Genomic DNA, 14,180 nt, shown 5'->3' with positions numbered 1-14,180 from the left:
AGGACATCAGCCGCGGGCCTTGCCGACGCGATAGCCGCTCTGTTCGAGGTCCCAGACGCCCGCCACATCGCGGGACAGCAGCTTCTTCTGGATGCGCTGCGTGGGCGTTTTCGGGAATTCGTCGATAAAGGCCACGTAGCGCGGCACCTGGAAGTACGGCATGCGCGACTCGGACCACTGGATCAGCGCGAGCGGGTCGAGCGTCCCGCCGCCCTCCTGCCGCACGCGGATGAAGATCTTGAGTTCGTCCTCGCCCAGGTCGCTCGGCACGCCGACCAGCGCGCACTCCTCCACCAGCGGGTGCTCGGCGATCACCCGCTCCACCTCCCACGCGGAAATATTGATGCCCCGCCGCCGSACGGTGTCCTTCTTGCGGCCGGCGAAGGTCAGGAAGCCGTCCGCATCGCGCCGCGCCAGATCGCCCGTGCAGAACCACTCGCCACGCATGGCCGAGGCCTCGGCCTCGGGGTTGCGGAAGTAGCCCAGGAAGGCCAGCCCCGGCGCGTTGGCGCGYACGACGATYTCGCCSGGCTCGCCCACYGGCACRGTACGCCCGTCATCGTCGGTCAGGTCCACGTCGAAGTAGCCGAGCGGCTTGCCGATGGAGCCCGCCGGGCCCGCCGGATTGACCGTAACGAAGGTGATCATCTCGCTCAGGCCGTAGCCCTCGCGCATCTCCACGCCAAAGCGCTCGGAGAACGCCTTCCACAGCTCCGGCGGGCACCCRCCGCCCCACGCCACGCRCACCTTGTGCTCCCGGTCGTTRTCRCGCGGCGGCTGCTTGAGCAGCATCGGCACCACGCTGCCGAGATAGTGGATGTGGGTCACGCCATGGCGCCGCACCTGATCCCAGAACTGCGAGGCGCTGAATCGATCGACCATGGCCAGCGTGGTGCGCTCGATCAGCGCGGAGATCAGCACAGCCACCCCGGCGCCGTGGTGCAGCGACTCCCACAGCAGGAAGACGTCGCCGGCCTGCGCGCCGGTCAGCCGCAGGATGCCCATCGGGCCCGCGCGCAGCGTGCGGTCGGACTTCAGCACGCCCTTCGGGGCGCCGGTGGTGCCGGAGCTGGGGGTCAGCGCCAGGATGTCGTCCGGCTGGGTGACGTGGGCCGGCGGCGTTTCCGGGCACGCCGCGAAGGTGGCGAAGTCGTCCCGGCCCTGCCCTGCCCCGCGCCACAGCACCGACATCGACGGCCGGTCCTGCCGGATGGGCGAGAGCGCCTCGGCATAGTCCGCGTCGGCCAGCACCGCGGCCGGCTCGAACTGCTCGAACAGGTGCGACAGGGCGGCGCCGTGCAGATGCACGTTCACCGAGACCCGCACCAGCCCCAGCCGCGCCAGCGCCAGRATGGCGACGATATGGTCCGGGTGGCTCGGCAGCATCAGCGCCACGCGGTCCCCCGGCTGGAGGCCGGCTGCGGCGAGGCCGTTGGCCACCTGGTTCACGCGCCGGTCGAGGGCGGCAATCGTCAGCACCTCGTCGTGGAAGCGGCAGTAGATGTCGTCAGGCGTTTCCCGCGCGCGGCGGGCAAGCAGCGCGGAAATGGTTTCCGAGGCGACCGGGGGAATATCGATGTGAGTTTCCGAAGACATGGGAGATGGCAGGACAGCGTTGATCTGATCGACAGGAAGGACTCGGGCGGCTCAGGCGGCGGTGGCGCGGCGGCGTTCGCGCTCGGCGAAGAACGCTTCCATCATGCGCGCCGGTTCGCCCGAGGCATAGGATTCGCGGTGGATGCGGATACCGGCCTCGATGGCATCGCGGAAGCCGGCTTCGGTCATTTCCTGCAGGCGGGCCTTGTCGAGCTTCATGGCCACCGGCGGCTTGCCGGCCAGCGACTCGGCGATCTCCATGGCGCGGGCGTGCACCGCCTCGCGCGGCACCAGATAGTGGATCAGGCCGATGGCGTGGCACTCCGTCGCGTCCATCATCCGGCCGGTCAGCGTCAGCTCGATGGTGCGCGACAGGCCGAGCATCTCGCGCATGATCCACGGTCCCGTGACGCTGGCGATGCCGGCGTTGATCTCGGGCTGGCCCATCTGCACYTCCGGGTGGCCGACGCGGATGTCGCCCAGCAACGCCACCTGGAACGCCGAGCCGGCGGCGGTGCCGTTCAGGGCCATCACCAGCGGCTTGGGCAGGCTGCGCAGCGTGTCGTAGAAGGTTTCCCATTCACGCAGCCAGACTTCGGCGCGGTCGGCGTCGAAGTCATGCGCCTCTTCGAGATCCTGGCCGGCGGAGAAAGCCCGCTCGCCAGCACCGGTCATGACGATGGCGCCCACAGCGGGGTCCTTGGCGAAGGCGCCCAGCGCCGCCAGGATCTCGCCACGCATGGCGGTGTGCCAGGCGTTGAGGCGCTCCGGGCGATTGAGGGTGATCACGCCGATGGCGCCGATGCGTTCTGCCTTGATGTCTCGGTACATAGTTATCGCATAGAAATAGTAAGTTAGTGAATCGAAATATAAAGACATCACGGCGGCGGTGCAACCGGTTTTCGACTAAGGGTTTACCCGCGTCTATTTGGCGCAAACGGGTGAAAGTGGGCGTGCCGCGTCGCTACGGCATGCAAAAGGGAGACCACGTCGGGGGCGAAGCTGGCGCGCAGTCACCGGGGTCGGTGACTGCGTGGGGGTATGACAGGGGAAGGGGTAAGGCGGGCGAGGAGGCGGGAGAACTCAGGCGCGGCTGGAGATGGCGCGGCCGGCGGCAATCAGCAGCGACGCGACGCGCTGCTCGTCTTCCGCGCCCTTCCAGCGGGCCCGCGACACCGCGACATTGATCGCGCCGCGCGGCCGGCCATCGGACCCGACGATSACSACGGCGGTGGCAATATCGCCGATATACATCTCGTCTTCGGTATGGGCGTAGCCGTTGCGCCGGATGGTTTCCAGCCGCTTCAGGATGGCGTCCGGCGCGAAGATGGTGTGCTGCGTGTACGGCACGAGATCGGACTTGGCCAGGATCTCCCGCACTTCGTCATCGGGCAGCGCGCTGAGGATGGCGAGGCCGGACGAGGTGCAATAGGCTGGCAGCCGCGTGCCGACGATGACATCGGGCGTCAGCACGTGGCGGCTGACAAAACGCTGCACGAACACGATTTCCGTGCCGTCGAGCAGCGTCAGGTTGACCGTCTCCTCGGTTTCCAGCGACAGGTGCTGGAGGAACGGCGTGGCCAGCCCGACCAGCTCGTTGGCGGCGATGAACTGGTAGCCGAAGTCGAGCATGCGCGGCGACAGCGAATAGGTTTTCGCCGCCGCGTCGCGCCGCAGCAGGTTGAGGTGGGTCAGCGTATGGGTGAAGCGCTGCGCCGCGCTCATGTCCAGCTCGGCCAGCGCCGCGATCTGGGTCAGCGACAGTTCGCGCCGGCGTGCATCGAACACGCTCAGCACGCGCAGGGCCTTCTCCACGGAATTGACGAAGAGCGACGACTCGTCGCCCGCGCTGTCTCCCTTCTTGGCCCCTTCGGCAGCGGCGGGCGCGCTGGGCGTGGCTTCCGCGCTGCGCTTCGTCCGGGTTCGCTTGGTGGTGGGCTCGTTCGTTGGCATTCGAGGATAATCGTTAGCGGATTGCAATACATCATTATTGCATTGTCCGGTAACGATCCCACCCGCCCACCCGCCCACCCGCCGCCTCACCCCCCGAACAGCTTCGCGGGCACCGTCACCAGGGCCGGGAACACCACCATCAAAAACATGATGGCGAACTCGGCGATCATGAACGGCACCACGCCCCGGGTGACCTCGTCCATCTTCATGCGCCCCACGCCGGCCACCACGTTCAGCACCGTGCCGACGGGCGGGGTGACCAGTCCGATCGAGTTGTTGATGATGAACATCACGCCGAAGTAGACCGGGTCGATGCCGGCCGCCTTGATCACGGGCATCAGCACCGGGGTCAGGATCAGGATGGTCGGCGTCATGTCCATGGCCGTGCCGACGATCATCACCAGCACCATGATCGCCGCCATCAGCAGGATCTTGTTGCCCATGAAGGGCTGGAGCAGGTCCACCACCTTGGACGGCAGGTCCGCCACGGTGATCAGCCAGGCGCTGACCATGGCCGCCGCGATCAGGAACATGACCACGGCGCTGGTCTTGGCCGCCGTGACGAAGATCTGGCGCAACTGGGCGAAGCTCAGCTCGCGGTAGACCACCATCGACACGAACAGCGCATACGCCGCCGCCACCACGGCGGCTTCCGTGGGCGTGAACACGCCCATGCGCAGCCCGACCAGGATGATGACCGGCAGCATCAGCGCCCACAGCGCATGGCGGAACGCCGCCAGGATCTCCGCGCGCGACTTGCGCGGCGGCGGCTCCAGGTGCTCGCGCCGTGCCAGCCAGGCCCAGGTGAGCCAGAGCGCCACGCCGATCAGCAAACCCGGCACGATGGCGGCGAGGAACAGCTTCGAGATCGACACATTGGCGGCCACGCCGAAGATCACCAGCCCGATGCTCGGCGGAATGACCGGGCCGATGACGCCCGTGGCGGCAATCAGCCCGCCCGCCGTTTCCTTCTTGTGGCCGGCGCTGACCATCATCGGCAGCAGCAGCGCGGTCAGCGCGGCGGCGTCCGCCACGGCCGAGCCGGAGAGTGCCGAGAGCAGGCAGCCGGCCATGATCGTGACGTAGCCCAGCCCGCCCTTGATATGGCCGACCAGCGCCAGCGCCAGATCGACAATCCGGCGCGACAGCCCGCCCACGTTCATGATCTCGCCGGCCAGCATGAAGAACGGCACCGCCAGCAGCGGGAAGCTGTCGGCGCCGCCGATCACGTTCTGCGCCAGGATCTGGGCGTCGAACATGTCCAGATGCCACATCAGGGCCACGCCGCTGGCCAGCAGGGCGAAGGCAATCGGCATGCCGATCAGCATGGCGCCCAGCAGCGAGCCGATAAAGACGGTGATGGTCATGCGCGCCTCCCGGTGCTGCCGAGGTCCGCGGCGTCCGCCGCGTCCGCCTGGTCGAGAATCTGCTTCATCTGCACCGCTTCCTCGGATTCCTGCACCATGACCAGCTCGTCCTCGGTGAGCCTGCCGGWCAGCAGGCGCCAGAGATCGAGCGCGATGATGACGGCCGCGAGCACCGAAAACACGATGCCGGCCGCGTAGACAATCGCCATCGGGGCGCCGGTCACCGGGGCCGTCACGTCGAGATTGATGACTGCCTGGTCCCAGCTACCCTTGCACAGCAGCACCACGATGTAGAGCATCAGCACCTGGCTGACCACCAGGCACACCTTCTTGCCCCAGGCGGGCAGCTTGCCGACCAGCATGTCCACCCCCAGGTGCCCCCGTTCCTTGAGCGCGATGACCGCCCCCAGGAAGGTGAGCCAGATGAACATCCAGCGCGACACCTCCTCCGACACCGTAATGCCCGAGTTGAAGCCGTAGCGCAGCACCACGTTGCCGAACACCAGCACCACCATCACCGCGAGCAGCAGCGCGATGCCGGCCTCCAGCACGCGGCAGATTCCATCGATCAAGCGACCCATGATGATCCGCGCCGCCTAGGACTTGGCGTCGGAGACCAGCCCGACCAGCGCGCGCAGCCCCGCCAGGTAGGAATGCACGCCCAGGCCCTGGATGGTGCCCTTCACTGCCGGCGAGATGATGGAGTGCGCGCGCCAGGTTTCCCGGGCCGCGATGTTCGACATGTGGATTTCCAGCGAGGGAAACGGCATGGCCTTGATCGCATCGTGCAGCGGCACGCCGTGCTGGGTCAGGCCGGCGGGGTTGATGAGGGCGCCCTGGGCGGCGTCGATGTGCGCGTGCAGGAAATCGATCAGCGCACCTTCATGGTTGGACTGGATCGTGGCCAGTTCCACGCCCAGTTCGGCGGCCAGCGCCGCCAGGCGTTCGTTGATCTGATCGAGCGTGGTGGTGCCGTAGATATGCGGCTCCCGGCGGCCGAACAGGTTCAGGTTCGGGCCGTGCAGAACGAGGATTTTCATGATGTATTGGGGGCGTCGGAGGTGGCGGGGCGGCGGGCTTACTTGCGCAGGCGCCGGATCTCGTCGTTGTAGAGCTTCACGGTGGCCGGGTCGTAGCTGGCCATGAAATGGTCGGTGACCGGCTTGACCACCTGCTGCATGCGCGCACGTTCCGCCGGCGTCACATCGTTGTACTGGATGCCCTTGGCGCGCAGCTCGCCCACGGCCTTCTGCGCGGCGGCGCGGCTCACCTGGCGCTGGTAGACGCGCGCTTCGTCCGCGGCCTCGTTCATGATCTTCTGCTCGGCCGGCGAGAGCTTGTCCCAGAACTTCTTGCTGACGAGCACGATGTTGGCGGCGTACACGTGGTTGGTGGCGCTCACGTACTTCTGCACTTCATAGAACTTGTTCGAAAGAATCACCGCGAAGGGGTTCTCCTGGCCATCCACCGCCTTGGATTCCAGCGCGCCATACAGCTCGGCGAACGGCATCGGCACCGGGTTGGCCTTGAACGCCTTGAAGGTGTCGAGAAACACCGGGTTCGGGATCACGCGGATCTTCAGGCCCTCGAAGTCCTCCGGCCGGGCAATCGGTCGCTTGGAATTGGTGACGTTGCGGAAGCCCAGATCCCAGAAGCCCAGCGCCACCAGCCCTTTCTCGGGCAGCCGGGCGATCAGCGCCTTGCCGAGCGGGCCGTCCAGCAGCGCGTCCGCCTGCTCGAAGCTGCCCACCGAGAACGGCAGGTCGATCAGGCCGAACTCCTTGACGATGCCCGCCAGCGAGGTGGACGCCGGGGCCGACATCTCCTGCACCCCGCCCTGCAGGGCCGATTGCTGCTGCATCTCGTTGCCGAGCTGCGAGGCCGGGAATTCCTTCACCTTCAGCTTGCCGCCGCTCTTGGCGGCCAGCAGCTCCCCGAACTTCTTCACGCCGAAGCTGACCGGATGGTCGGGATTGTTCAGATGGCCGAAGCGGATGGTGCGCTCCTGGATGTCCTGCGCCATGGCCGTGGCGGCGATGGTGCCCAGCGCGGCGGCCAGCGCCAGCCGAAGAATGGTTTTCCTCATGCCTTGTCTCCTCGATGTCTTTTTTCTGGGCGGGTGGTGGCCAAGTATCGGTACCAATATTGGGGCCGATCCCGATGGCTCCCCCGCAGTGAGTGGAATACTATTCCACATGGAATCAGTTTCCACTTGGGGTTAGTATCTAGCCCACCCTCATCGCCCTAACACCACCTCTATCGATATGGCCGGAGTACTCGAACGCGCACTTGCCGTGATGGAACACCTCGCCACGCAGCCGGAAGGCGTGCCGCTGGCATCCATCGCGCAGGAACTGGAGATCCCGCAGAGCGCGGCGCATCGCCTGCTGAACGAACTGGTGCGCTGCGGCTATGTGCGCCAGCTCCGCGACCATGGCGACTACGCGCTGACCGCCCGCGTGGCGTCCATCGGCCTGAGCTACCTGAGTGCCACGGGTATCGTCGACATCGCCCAGCCGCTGGTGGACCGGCTGGCGCAGATTTCGGGGGAACTGGTGCGGCTGGCCATCGTGGATGGCGAGCACCTGACGTGGGTGGCCAAGGCGCAGGGCGCCCGGCATGGTTTGCGCTACGACCCGGACATGGGCATGGACGCCCGGCTGTCTTGCAGCGCGTCCGGCCACGCCTGGATGCTGACGATGAGCGACGAGCGCGCCATCGAGCTGGTCACGCGGCAGGGCTTCGGCTCGCCTGAGGAATATGGTCCGAACGCGCCGACCACCATCGGCGCGCTGCTGACGATGCTGCACGAGAACCGCGCGCGCGGCTTTGCGATGATCAACGAGGTGTTCGCGCCCGGCATGACGGCGATGGCCGCGCCGGTCAAGCGCAAGGAGCGCGATCCGATTGGCGTGCTGAGCATCGCCGGACCGGCCGTGCGGCTGACCGAGGCGCGCATGACCGCGCTGGGCCCCGACCTGCTGGCCGCCGCCGACGAACTCGCGCTGGCCAGCCTGGCCTCGCCGATGTTYCGCACACGCTTTCCGCTACAGGGCCGCAACAACGAGGACAACTCGGCCGCCGCCTGACCTTCAGGGGCGCCGTTCCTTCAAGCCTCCATGCCGCGCAGGCACAGGCTCATCAGCCCCATGCGCCCGCGCACGCCAAGCTTGGTGAAGACCCGGGCGACATGCGCCTGCGTGGTGGATGCCGTCAAGCCGAGCCGTCCGGCGATCTGGTTCTCGGAGGCTGCCGTCAGCAGCAACATCAGCACCTGCTGCTCGCAGGGCTCCAATACATTCAGCAAGGCGGCGGGAATCAGGTGGTCGCAGGTGGGCTGCCGCAAGGCGGTGACGTCGTGCGCCACGCCGAAGCGCAGTTGATGCGTCTCCAGCCAGCGGGCGGACCATGAGAAGTGAACGTCACTACCGTCGCGGTGCTGGTAGCGGTTCTCGAATCCGGTGCGCCGATTCCCGGCCATCACCGTGCCCGCTTCCCGGAGCGTCCGGTCGCGGTCATGCGGCGCTACCAGTTCGATCATGGTCTGGCCGATGATGGCGGCCTGGGACAGGCCCAGGCTATCCGCGCACCGGGCGTTGGCGTAGCGGATCTTCCCAGCCTTGTCGACCAGGAACACCGTGTCTGGCAAGCTGTCCGCCAGCGTCAGGATCGCGTCTTCCGCCAAGCGTTCAATCATGTGTACCGATCCCCGGGGCCGCGACAAAGCCATCGCGACAATGTGGCCGATCATGCCAGAGGATCGGCGTTCACTCCAGCGGCACTGGCCCTACGTCTCGTCCTTCACCGCGTGCACGATGTTGTCGCGCAGCGCGATGACCTCCTTCTGCAGCTTGGCGAAGGCCGGCGGCGTCAGCCCGCATGCCGACATCAAGTCGGTGCTGGCCGCCTTCTCCCGCACGCGTCGACCGCTCTTCGTCAGGCTCACGCGCACCTGCCGCTCGTTCTCCGGGTCGCGCTTGCGTTCGACGTGGCCCATCGCTTCCAGCTTCTTGAGGATGGGTGTCAGCGTGTTCGACTCCAGGAAAAGCTTTTCGCCGAGGCCGCTGACGGTCTGGCCGTCCGCCTCCGACAGCGCCACCAGGGTGACGTACTGGGTGTAGGTGAGCCCGAGCTTGTCCAGCACGGGCCGGTARAGCTTGCCGAAGGCAAGGTTCGTCGAGTAGACCGCGAAGCACAGGAAGTCCGACAGCGGGGTATCCGCGGCGCTTGTCTCATCAATGGGTTTCATCTGYTTYCTCGTCGTGATGGGCCGATGGCAAAGAATACATCGTATGCGACGCAATCGTAAGCGCTGAGCGCCTTCCCCGGCCCACCGCCRCGCCGCCCGSCGGGTTTCTTCACGCGCGCCGTACAAACGCCTTGACTTGCCCGGTCCCGTGAACCATTATGCAACGCATGCGATTACATCGCATGCGATTTGTTAAATCACACTAGATTCAGCGAGACCCTCACACATCATGACCAAGATCGAAAAAGTACTGTTCACCGGCAAGACCCACACCACCGGCAGCAAGGGTGGCCCCCGCCATCACGGCAACGTCGACCTCCATCTCACCACGCCGGGCAACGACACGGCGCCGACCTATGCCTATGAAGCGGTGCAGTCCCACCCGACGGCCGAACAGCTCTTCGCGGGCGCATGGTCGGCCTGTTATATCGCYGCSCTGGGCCTCGCGGCCAAGGARYTGAAGGTGGCGGTGCCGGCCGATCTGTCGGTCGAGATCGAGGTGGATCTGGGCATGGCTGGCGCGGACTACTTCCTGCAGGGCCGCATCCACGTCAACCTGCCCGGCGTGGCGCAAGAGGCGGCCGAAGCCGTGGCGCACCGCGCCGATGCCATCTGCCCGTACTCGAAGGCCACGCGCGGCAATATCGACGTCACGCTGACCGTCGCGACGGCGTAACGGGGGATAAGGGGGATAAGGGGGGTCATGGCGCAACCGCTTCCGCGTTGCGCCATGCCTGCACGAAGGCACGCAGGGTCGTCGCGGAGGCATCGCTGACGGCCCAGTACTGCATGCCGCCTGCCGCCCAGCGCTGTAGCTGGTAGCCCTGCTGCACGGCTTCGCCGCTGCCGCCCGGCCCACGCTGCGCGTCTGGCAGCACGAACACGTCGATCGGATGCCCATCGCGCCGATAGACCAGCACGGCCACCCGGTGGCCATCCACATAGTCGAGCCGGCCGCCCAGCAGCGGGAACCCGGCGCTCGCCAGGTCGCGGACCTCCGGCGCGTAGTCGACACGGCCGTTGAACCACGGCTTCACCACATGCATATTGGACGACGCCACATCGATGGCGTGGTTCGAAATCAGACCGCGYACGTGGCTCGTCACCACGGCGTCGACCATGCCTTCCGCCGGAGACTGCCGCATGGCGTGCTGCTGGAGGCCCAGGCCGACGGCGAACACCGTGACGCCCGCCATGGCCGCGTTGATGGCGGGCGACCACGTGAACCAGCGGCGCCAGCCTTCCGACGAGGGGGGCGAGGGCGACGCGTCGGCGTCCGGTGCGATGGCCGCGTCGCCGGGCAGCGCGGCCACGATGCGCGCGCGCAAGTCGGCGGACGCGCGGTGATAGTGCGCGCCGTGGCGCGTCGCCGCGCGCAGCGCCTGGAGATTGCGCAGGCAGGCCACGCACTGGTCGCAGTCTTCGAGATGTCGTTCCAGCCGCACACTGTCAGCCGCGCCGACTTCCCCGTCGGCGCAGGCCTGCAGGAGCAACTGCGCGTCATGGCAATCCATGTTTCGTATCTCCGGGGGGATGAGCGGGTGGCACGTCCGCAAGGTCCTGGCGCTCCGCCGGCGCGGCGGCAACCGGCACCTCGCCACGCAGCGCCGTGACGGTGGCGGCCAGCATGCGCCGGCCCCGCGCCAGCCGGGACATCACCGTGCCGACCGGTATCTGCGCGATGCGGGCGATATCGCGGTAGTGCAGTTCCTCCAATTCACGCAGGACGATGACTTCGCGGAAGACCACCGGCAGCCGCGCCAGCGCCGCATGGACCAGCCGCACATCCTCCTCGCGCATCAGCCATTGCTCCGGGTCCGTGGCGGCGCCATGCCAGTCCGGCAGCGCGGTGTCCATCTCGCCTTCCTCATAGTCCGTTTCCGCCGCGCCCCGGCGCTTCTCGCAGGTCGTGAACCACGTATTGCGGACGATAGCCAGCAGCCAGGGCCGCGGCTGGTCGCCCCGAAAGCTGCCGAACAGCCGGAACGCGCGCAGGAACGCCTCCTGCACCACGTCCTCCGCATCGCCCGTGTTGCCGCACAGCCACCGGGCGAGGTTGTAGGCGGCGTCCAGGTGCGGCAGCACGAGGGCGTCGAAGCGGCGGCGCGTGGCAGGGGCGTCCACGTCAGTCCTCGGTCCGGACGGAGCGGTCGGGCAATCCAGTCACATCGAGGCAGTCGAGCGAATCGAGCGAATCAGACGAAGCGGGTGGATGGCGCAAGGCGGTCTCCTGTATACCGGCGCTGCACCGATTCTATTCCCGCGCGCCGGCGCCGGGAATATTTGGCGGCCCCCGCCGGTATGACAGGGGTGGGGCGTGCGATGGCCATGCCCGCGACACCGACGGAGGCAATCATGGACGGAACATGGCGGCGGCGGGACATCCTGCGCCTGGCAGGCGCGGCCGGGGGCGCCGTCTTTGCATCGGCGCTGCCGGGCTGGGCGGCGGGGCGGGACGAGGAATTCGTGTTCGTGCAGCTATCGGACGCGCATTGGGGGTTCGAAGGGGCGCCGAATCCCGACGCGCGCGGGACGCTGCCCAAGGCGGTGGCGGCCGTCAATGCGCTGCCAACGCCACCCGACTTCATCATGTTCACCGGCGACCTGACCCACACCACCGACGACCCGAACGAGCGCCGGCGCCGCATGCGGGAGTTCCGCGACCTGATCGCGCCGCTGCGCGCGGGCAAGGTGTGGCTGATGCCGGGCGAGCACGACGCGAGCCTCGACGCCGGGGCCGCCTATCGCGAGCTGTTCGGTCCCACGCACTACACGTTCGATCACAAGGGGGTGCACTTCATCGTGCTGGACAACGTGTCGGACCCGGCCGGCCAGGTCGGCGAGACCCAGCGCGCGTGGCTGGCGGACGACCTGCGCAAGCAGTCGCGCGAGGCACGCATCGTGGTCTTCACGCATCGGCCCCTGTTCGATCTCTATCCGCAGTGGGACTGGGCCACGCGCGACGGCGAGGCCGTGGTGGCCCAGCTCATGCCGTACCGGCACGTCACCGTGTTCTACGGGCATATCCATCAGGAACACCACCACATGACCGGGCATATCGCCCATCACGCGGCGCGCTCGCTGATGTTTCCGCTGCCGCCGGCCGGCTCGCAGCCCAAGCGCGCGCCGGTGGCGTGGGATCCGGCCCAGCCCTATCGCGGGCTCGGCTGGCGCACGGTCAAGGCCACGCGCGCGCCGGATGCGTTCGGCCTGACCGAGCAACCGGTACAGCGCGATGCCTGAGGCGATGACCACCTCCCCGGCAAGCGGCCGCCGCACGGTATTGGGATGGATGCTGGCCGGCGCGCTGGCGGGGATGATCACGCGCGGGGACGCGGCGCCCCCGCGTGTGATTCCGGTCCGGGCGCGCCGCTTCGTCTTCCTGCCCGACCGGATCGCCCTCAAGGCCGGCGAGACCGTGATCCTGGCGCTGACGGCCGAAGACATCATGATGGGCTTCGGCGCCCCGGACTTCCACGTCCGCGCCGACCTGCCGCCCGGCCGCACGGTGCAGGTCACCCTGACCGCCGGCAAACCCGGCACCTACCGCTTCCTGTGCGACATCTTCTGCGGCACCGGGCACGAGGACATGGGAGGGACGATCGAGGTGACGTAGGGGGAGCGCTTACTCCCGGTGAATCGCCAGCGGCCCGAACGACTGGGTGACCGGCATCACTTCCACGAAGTTGATGTTGACGCGCGCGGGCAGCGTGGCGGCCCAGAAGACGGTTTCGGCGATGTCGTCCGGCGTCAGGGCGTCCGCGCCTTCGTAGACCTTCTCCACGCGAGCCTGATCGCCGCTGAATCGCACCGACGAGAACTCGGTGCCGCCCACCAGACCCGGCGCCACGTCGGTCACGCGCACGCGGGTGCCTTGCAGGTCGGCGCGCAGGTTCAGCGAGAACTGGCGCACGAAGGCCTTGGTCGCGCCGTAGGCGTTGCCGCCCGGATAGGCGTAGGCGCCGGCCGTGGAGCCGATGTTGATCACGTGGCCACGGTTGCGCGACACCATGCCGGGCAGCACGGCGCGCGTCATATACATCAGGCCCTTCACGTTGGTGTCGACCATCGTGTCCCAGTTGTCCAGGTCAGCCTTCTGCGCCGGCTCCAGGCCCAGTGCCAGGCCGGCGTTATTGACCAGCAGGTCGATCTCGGCGAACTCGGGCGGCAGCGCGGCCACGGCGGCGGCCACGGCTTCGCGGTCGCGGACATCGAGGATCAACGGCAGCACCTTGTCGCGGCCCAGCGCGTCGGCCAGCTCGGCCAGGCGGTCCGCGCGGCGTCCGGCGGCAATCACGCGATGGCCCGCCGTGGCGAAGCGTCGGGCAATGGCGGCGCCGAATCCTGAGGTGGCGCCGGTAACGAAAACGATCATCTTGCTCTCCAAACTGGGACGGGTTCGGGCACCGATACTACACCGGATCCCCGCGGGTTTCCCCCACTGCTGGGCGCGGGGCGCGGTGCGACAATCCAGCCGTGTCGCCGAGCTGGCGTCGTGGCGATGCCTCGATTGCAGTACCACCCCAGGGAGAACAACATGCACCGCCTTGCCACGCTTGCCGCCATYACCGCCGCCTTYGGCTGCGGCTACCTTGCCGCCCCGACGGCGCTGCCGCCGGCCCACGCGCAAACCCCGCCCGCCGCGCTGGCGCCGCAGATCATCAACCTGGCGGCGATGACCCCGGACGACATCGGGCCGCAAGTCCCCAACATGGGCACGCTGCGCACGAAGGGACTGGTGGCCACGCCACACGGGACCCTGGCCGTGCAGGCCGGCAATGTGCCGAAGCACTATCACACCAGCGCCGACGAGATCCAGTACATCATCGCCGGCAAGGGCACGCTCTGGCTGGGCAATGAGCAGCGCGAGATCGGCCCGGGCGACCTGATCGTGATTCCGAAGGGCACCGCGCACGCGGGATCGATCGCCACCAGCGGGGAATTCAAGGCGCTGGCCATCAAGCTGCCGCCGCAGGCCGCCGGGGATACGCACCTGCTGCCCTGATCCCCAGCGG

17 protein-coding genes are annotated in these 14,180 nt (G+C 67.7%); 5 read left to right on the top strand and 12 right to left on the bottom strand.

The genetic code is table 11. The features are described 5' to 3' along the window. Positions 1-6 precede the first annotated feature (6 nt). The 7 genes from AB4Z27_RS11180 to AB4Z27_RS11150 form a co-directional block, all read right to left on the bottom strand. Positions 7-1,596 carry an AMP-binding protein gene (locus AB4Z27_RS11180; protein WP_441644476.1) on the bottom strand — a complete coding sequence of 530 codons (1,590 nt, stop codon included), beginning with the start codon at positions 1,594-1,596 and terminating at the stop codon, positions 7-9. A 51-nt stretch (positions 1,597-1,647) separates the two neighbouring features. After that, on the bottom strand, positions 1,648-2,427 hold the full coding sequence (locus AB4Z27_RS11175; RefSeq protein ID WP_441644475.1) for an enoyl-CoA hydratase/isomerase family protein: 780 nt from the start codon (positions 2,425-2,427) through the stop codon (positions 1,648-1,650). 252 nt (positions 2,428-2,679) lie between these two features. Beyond that, positions 2,680-3,549, bottom strand: coding sequence for an IclR family transcriptional regulator (locus AB4Z27_RS11170; protein ID WP_092295678.1), 870 nt, complete (start codon positions 3,547-3,549; stop codon positions 2,680-2,682). A gap of 86 nt (positions 3,550-3,635) precedes the next feature. Then, the gene (locus AB4Z27_RS11165) at positions 3,636-4,916 is read right to left on the bottom strand and encodes a TRAP transporter large permease subunit (protein ID WP_092295681.1); all 1,281 of its coding nucleotides are present in this window, start codon (positions 4,914-4,916) and stop codon (positions 3,636-3,638) included. Further along, a complete protein-coding gene (locus AB4Z27_RS11160; RefSeq protein WP_441644474.1) occupies positions 4,913-5,497 on the bottom strand; it encodes a TRAP transporter small permease in 585 nt (194 codons plus the stop codon). The genes AB4Z27_RS11165 and AB4Z27_RS11160 overlap by 4 nt, the downstream gene beginning before the upstream one ends. 15 nt (positions 5,498-5,512) lie before the next feature. Next, positions 5,513-5,956 (bottom strand): type II 3-dehydroquinate dehydratase, encoded by a 444-nt coding sequence (locus AB4Z27_RS11155; protein WP_092295687.1) that lies wholly within the window; start codon positions 5,954-5,956, stop codon positions 5,513-5,515. Positions 5,957-5,994: 38 nt separating this feature from the next. Further along, positions 5,995-7,002 carry a TRAP transporter substrate-binding protein gene (locus AB4Z27_RS11150; RefSeq protein ID WP_092295690.1) on the bottom strand — a complete coding sequence of 336 codons (1,008 nt, stop codon included), beginning with the start codon at positions 7,000-7,002 and terminating at the stop codon, positions 5,995-5,997. Between the two features lie 178 nt (positions 7,003-7,180). On the opposite strand from AB4Z27_RS11150, the gene AB4Z27_RS11145 reads away from it, so the two are divergent. Then, positions 7,181-8,005, top strand: coding sequence for an IclR family transcriptional regulator (locus AB4Z27_RS11145; protein WP_092295693.1), 825 nt, complete (start codon positions 7,181-7,183; stop codon positions 8,003-8,005). Positions 8,006-8,025: 20 nt separating this feature from the next. Here AB4Z27_RS11145 and AB4Z27_RS11140 read toward each other — a convergent pair whose 3' ends face one another. Together AB4Z27_RS11140 and AB4Z27_RS11135 are read right to left on the bottom strand one after the other, a co-directional pair. Next, entirely contained in the window at positions 8,026-8,613 is a 588-nt protein-coding gene (locus AB4Z27_RS11140; RefSeq protein ID WP_177219940.1) for a PAS domain S-box protein, read from the bottom strand. Positions 8,614-8,703: 90 nt separating this feature from the next. Continuing rightward, entirely contained in the window at positions 8,704-9,165 is a 462-nt protein-coding gene (locus tag AB4Z27_RS11135; RefSeq protein ID WP_092295696.1) for a MarR family winged helix-turn-helix transcriptional regulator, read from the bottom strand. Between the two features lie 229 nt (positions 9,166-9,394). Between AB4Z27_RS11135 and AB4Z27_RS11130 the strand changes: the two genes are divergently transcribed. Next, on the top strand, positions 9,395-9,841 hold the full coding sequence (locus AB4Z27_RS11130) for an Ohr family peroxiredoxin (protein ID WP_092295699.1): 447 nt from the start codon (positions 9,395-9,397) through the stop codon (positions 9,839-9,841). A 25-nt stretch (positions 9,842-9,866) separates the two neighbouring features. On the opposite strand, the gene AB4Z27_RS11125 is transcribed toward AB4Z27_RS11130, so the two are convergent. Next, positions 9,867-10,679, bottom strand: coding sequence for an anti-sigma factor family protein (locus tag AB4Z27_RS11125; RefSeq protein WP_441644473.1), 813 nt, complete (start codon positions 10,677-10,679; stop codon positions 9,867-9,869). Next, positions 10,666-11,289 (bottom strand): RNA polymerase sigma factor, encoded by a 624-nt coding sequence (locus AB4Z27_RS11120; RefSeq protein ID WP_441592615.1) that lies wholly within the window; start codon positions 11,287-11,289, stop codon positions 10,666-10,668. The genes AB4Z27_RS11125 and AB4Z27_RS11120 overlap by 14 nt, the downstream gene beginning before the upstream one ends. 231 nt (positions 11,290-11,520) lie before the next feature. On the opposite strand from AB4Z27_RS11120, the gene AB4Z27_RS11115 reads away from it, so the two are divergent. Together AB4Z27_RS11115 and AB4Z27_RS11110 are read left to right on the top strand one after the other, a co-directional pair. Further along, positions 11,521-12,408, top strand: coding sequence for a metallophosphoesterase family protein (locus AB4Z27_RS11115; protein WP_441644472.1), 888 nt, complete (start codon positions 11,521-11,523; stop codon positions 12,406-12,408). A gap of 4 nt (positions 12,409-12,412) precedes the next feature. Continuing rightward, positions 12,413-12,781 carry a cupredoxin domain-containing protein gene (locus tag AB4Z27_RS11110; protein WP_092295711.1) on the top strand — a complete coding sequence of 123 codons (369 nt, stop codon included), beginning with the start codon at positions 12,413-12,415 and terminating at the stop codon, positions 12,779-12,781. Between the two features lie 9 nt (positions 12,782-12,790). On the opposite strand, the gene ydfG is transcribed toward AB4Z27_RS11110, so the two are convergent. Further along, positions 12,791-13,540, bottom strand: a complete 750-nt coding sequence (gene ydfG, locus AB4Z27_RS11105; RefSeq protein WP_092295714.1) for a bifunctional NADP-dependent 3-hydroxy acid dehydrogenase/3-hydroxypropionate dehydrogenase YdfG — start codon at positions 13,538-13,540, stop codon at positions 12,791-12,793. 162 nt (positions 13,541-13,702) lie between these two features. Between ydfG and AB4Z27_RS11100 the strand changes: the two genes are divergently transcribed. Next, a complete protein-coding gene (locus AB4Z27_RS11100; protein ID WP_092295717.1) occupies positions 13,703-14,170 on the top strand; it encodes a cupin domain-containing protein in 468 nt (155 codons plus the stop codon). Positions 14,171-14,180 lie beyond the last annotated feature (10 nt).

The organism is Cupriavidus sp. KB_39 (genome assembly GCF_052114485.1).
GTDB lineage: Bacteria > Pseudomonadota > Gammaproteobacteria > Burkholderiales > Burkholderiaceae > Cupriavidus.
The sequence above is the reverse complement of the archived record's forward strand: the minus strand, read 5'-3'. Positions and strand labels throughout refer to the sequence as shown.

Coding starts and splice junctions, on each gene's coding strand:
- AB4Z27_RS11165 (WP_092295681.1), bottom strand. CDS start 4,916: ATGACCATCACCGTCTTTATCGGCTCGCTGCTGGGCGCCATGCTGATC.
- AB4Z27_RS11140 (WP_177219940.1), bottom strand. CDS start 8,613: ATGATTGAACGCTTGGCGGAAGACGCGATCCTGACGCTGGCGGACAGC.
- AB4Z27_RS11150 (WP_092295690.1), bottom strand. CDS start 7,002: ATGAGGAAAACCATTCTTCGGCTGGCGCTGGCCGCCGCGCTGGGCACC.
- AB4Z27_RS11110 (WP_092295711.1), top strand. CDS start 12,413: ATGACCACCTCCCCGGCAAGCGGCCGCCGCACGGTATTGGGATGGATG.
- AB4Z27_RS11115 (WP_441644472.1), top strand. CDS start 11,521: ATGGACGGAACATGGCGGCGGCGGGACATCCTGCGCCTGGCAGGCGCG.
- ydfG (WP_092295714.1), bottom strand. CDS start 13,540: ATGATCGTTTTCGTTACCGGCGCCACCTCAGGATTCGGCGCCGCCATT.
- AB4Z27_RS11155 (WP_092295687.1), bottom strand. CDS start 5,956: ATGAAAATCCTCGTTCTGCACGGCCCGAACCTGAACCTGTTCGGCCGC.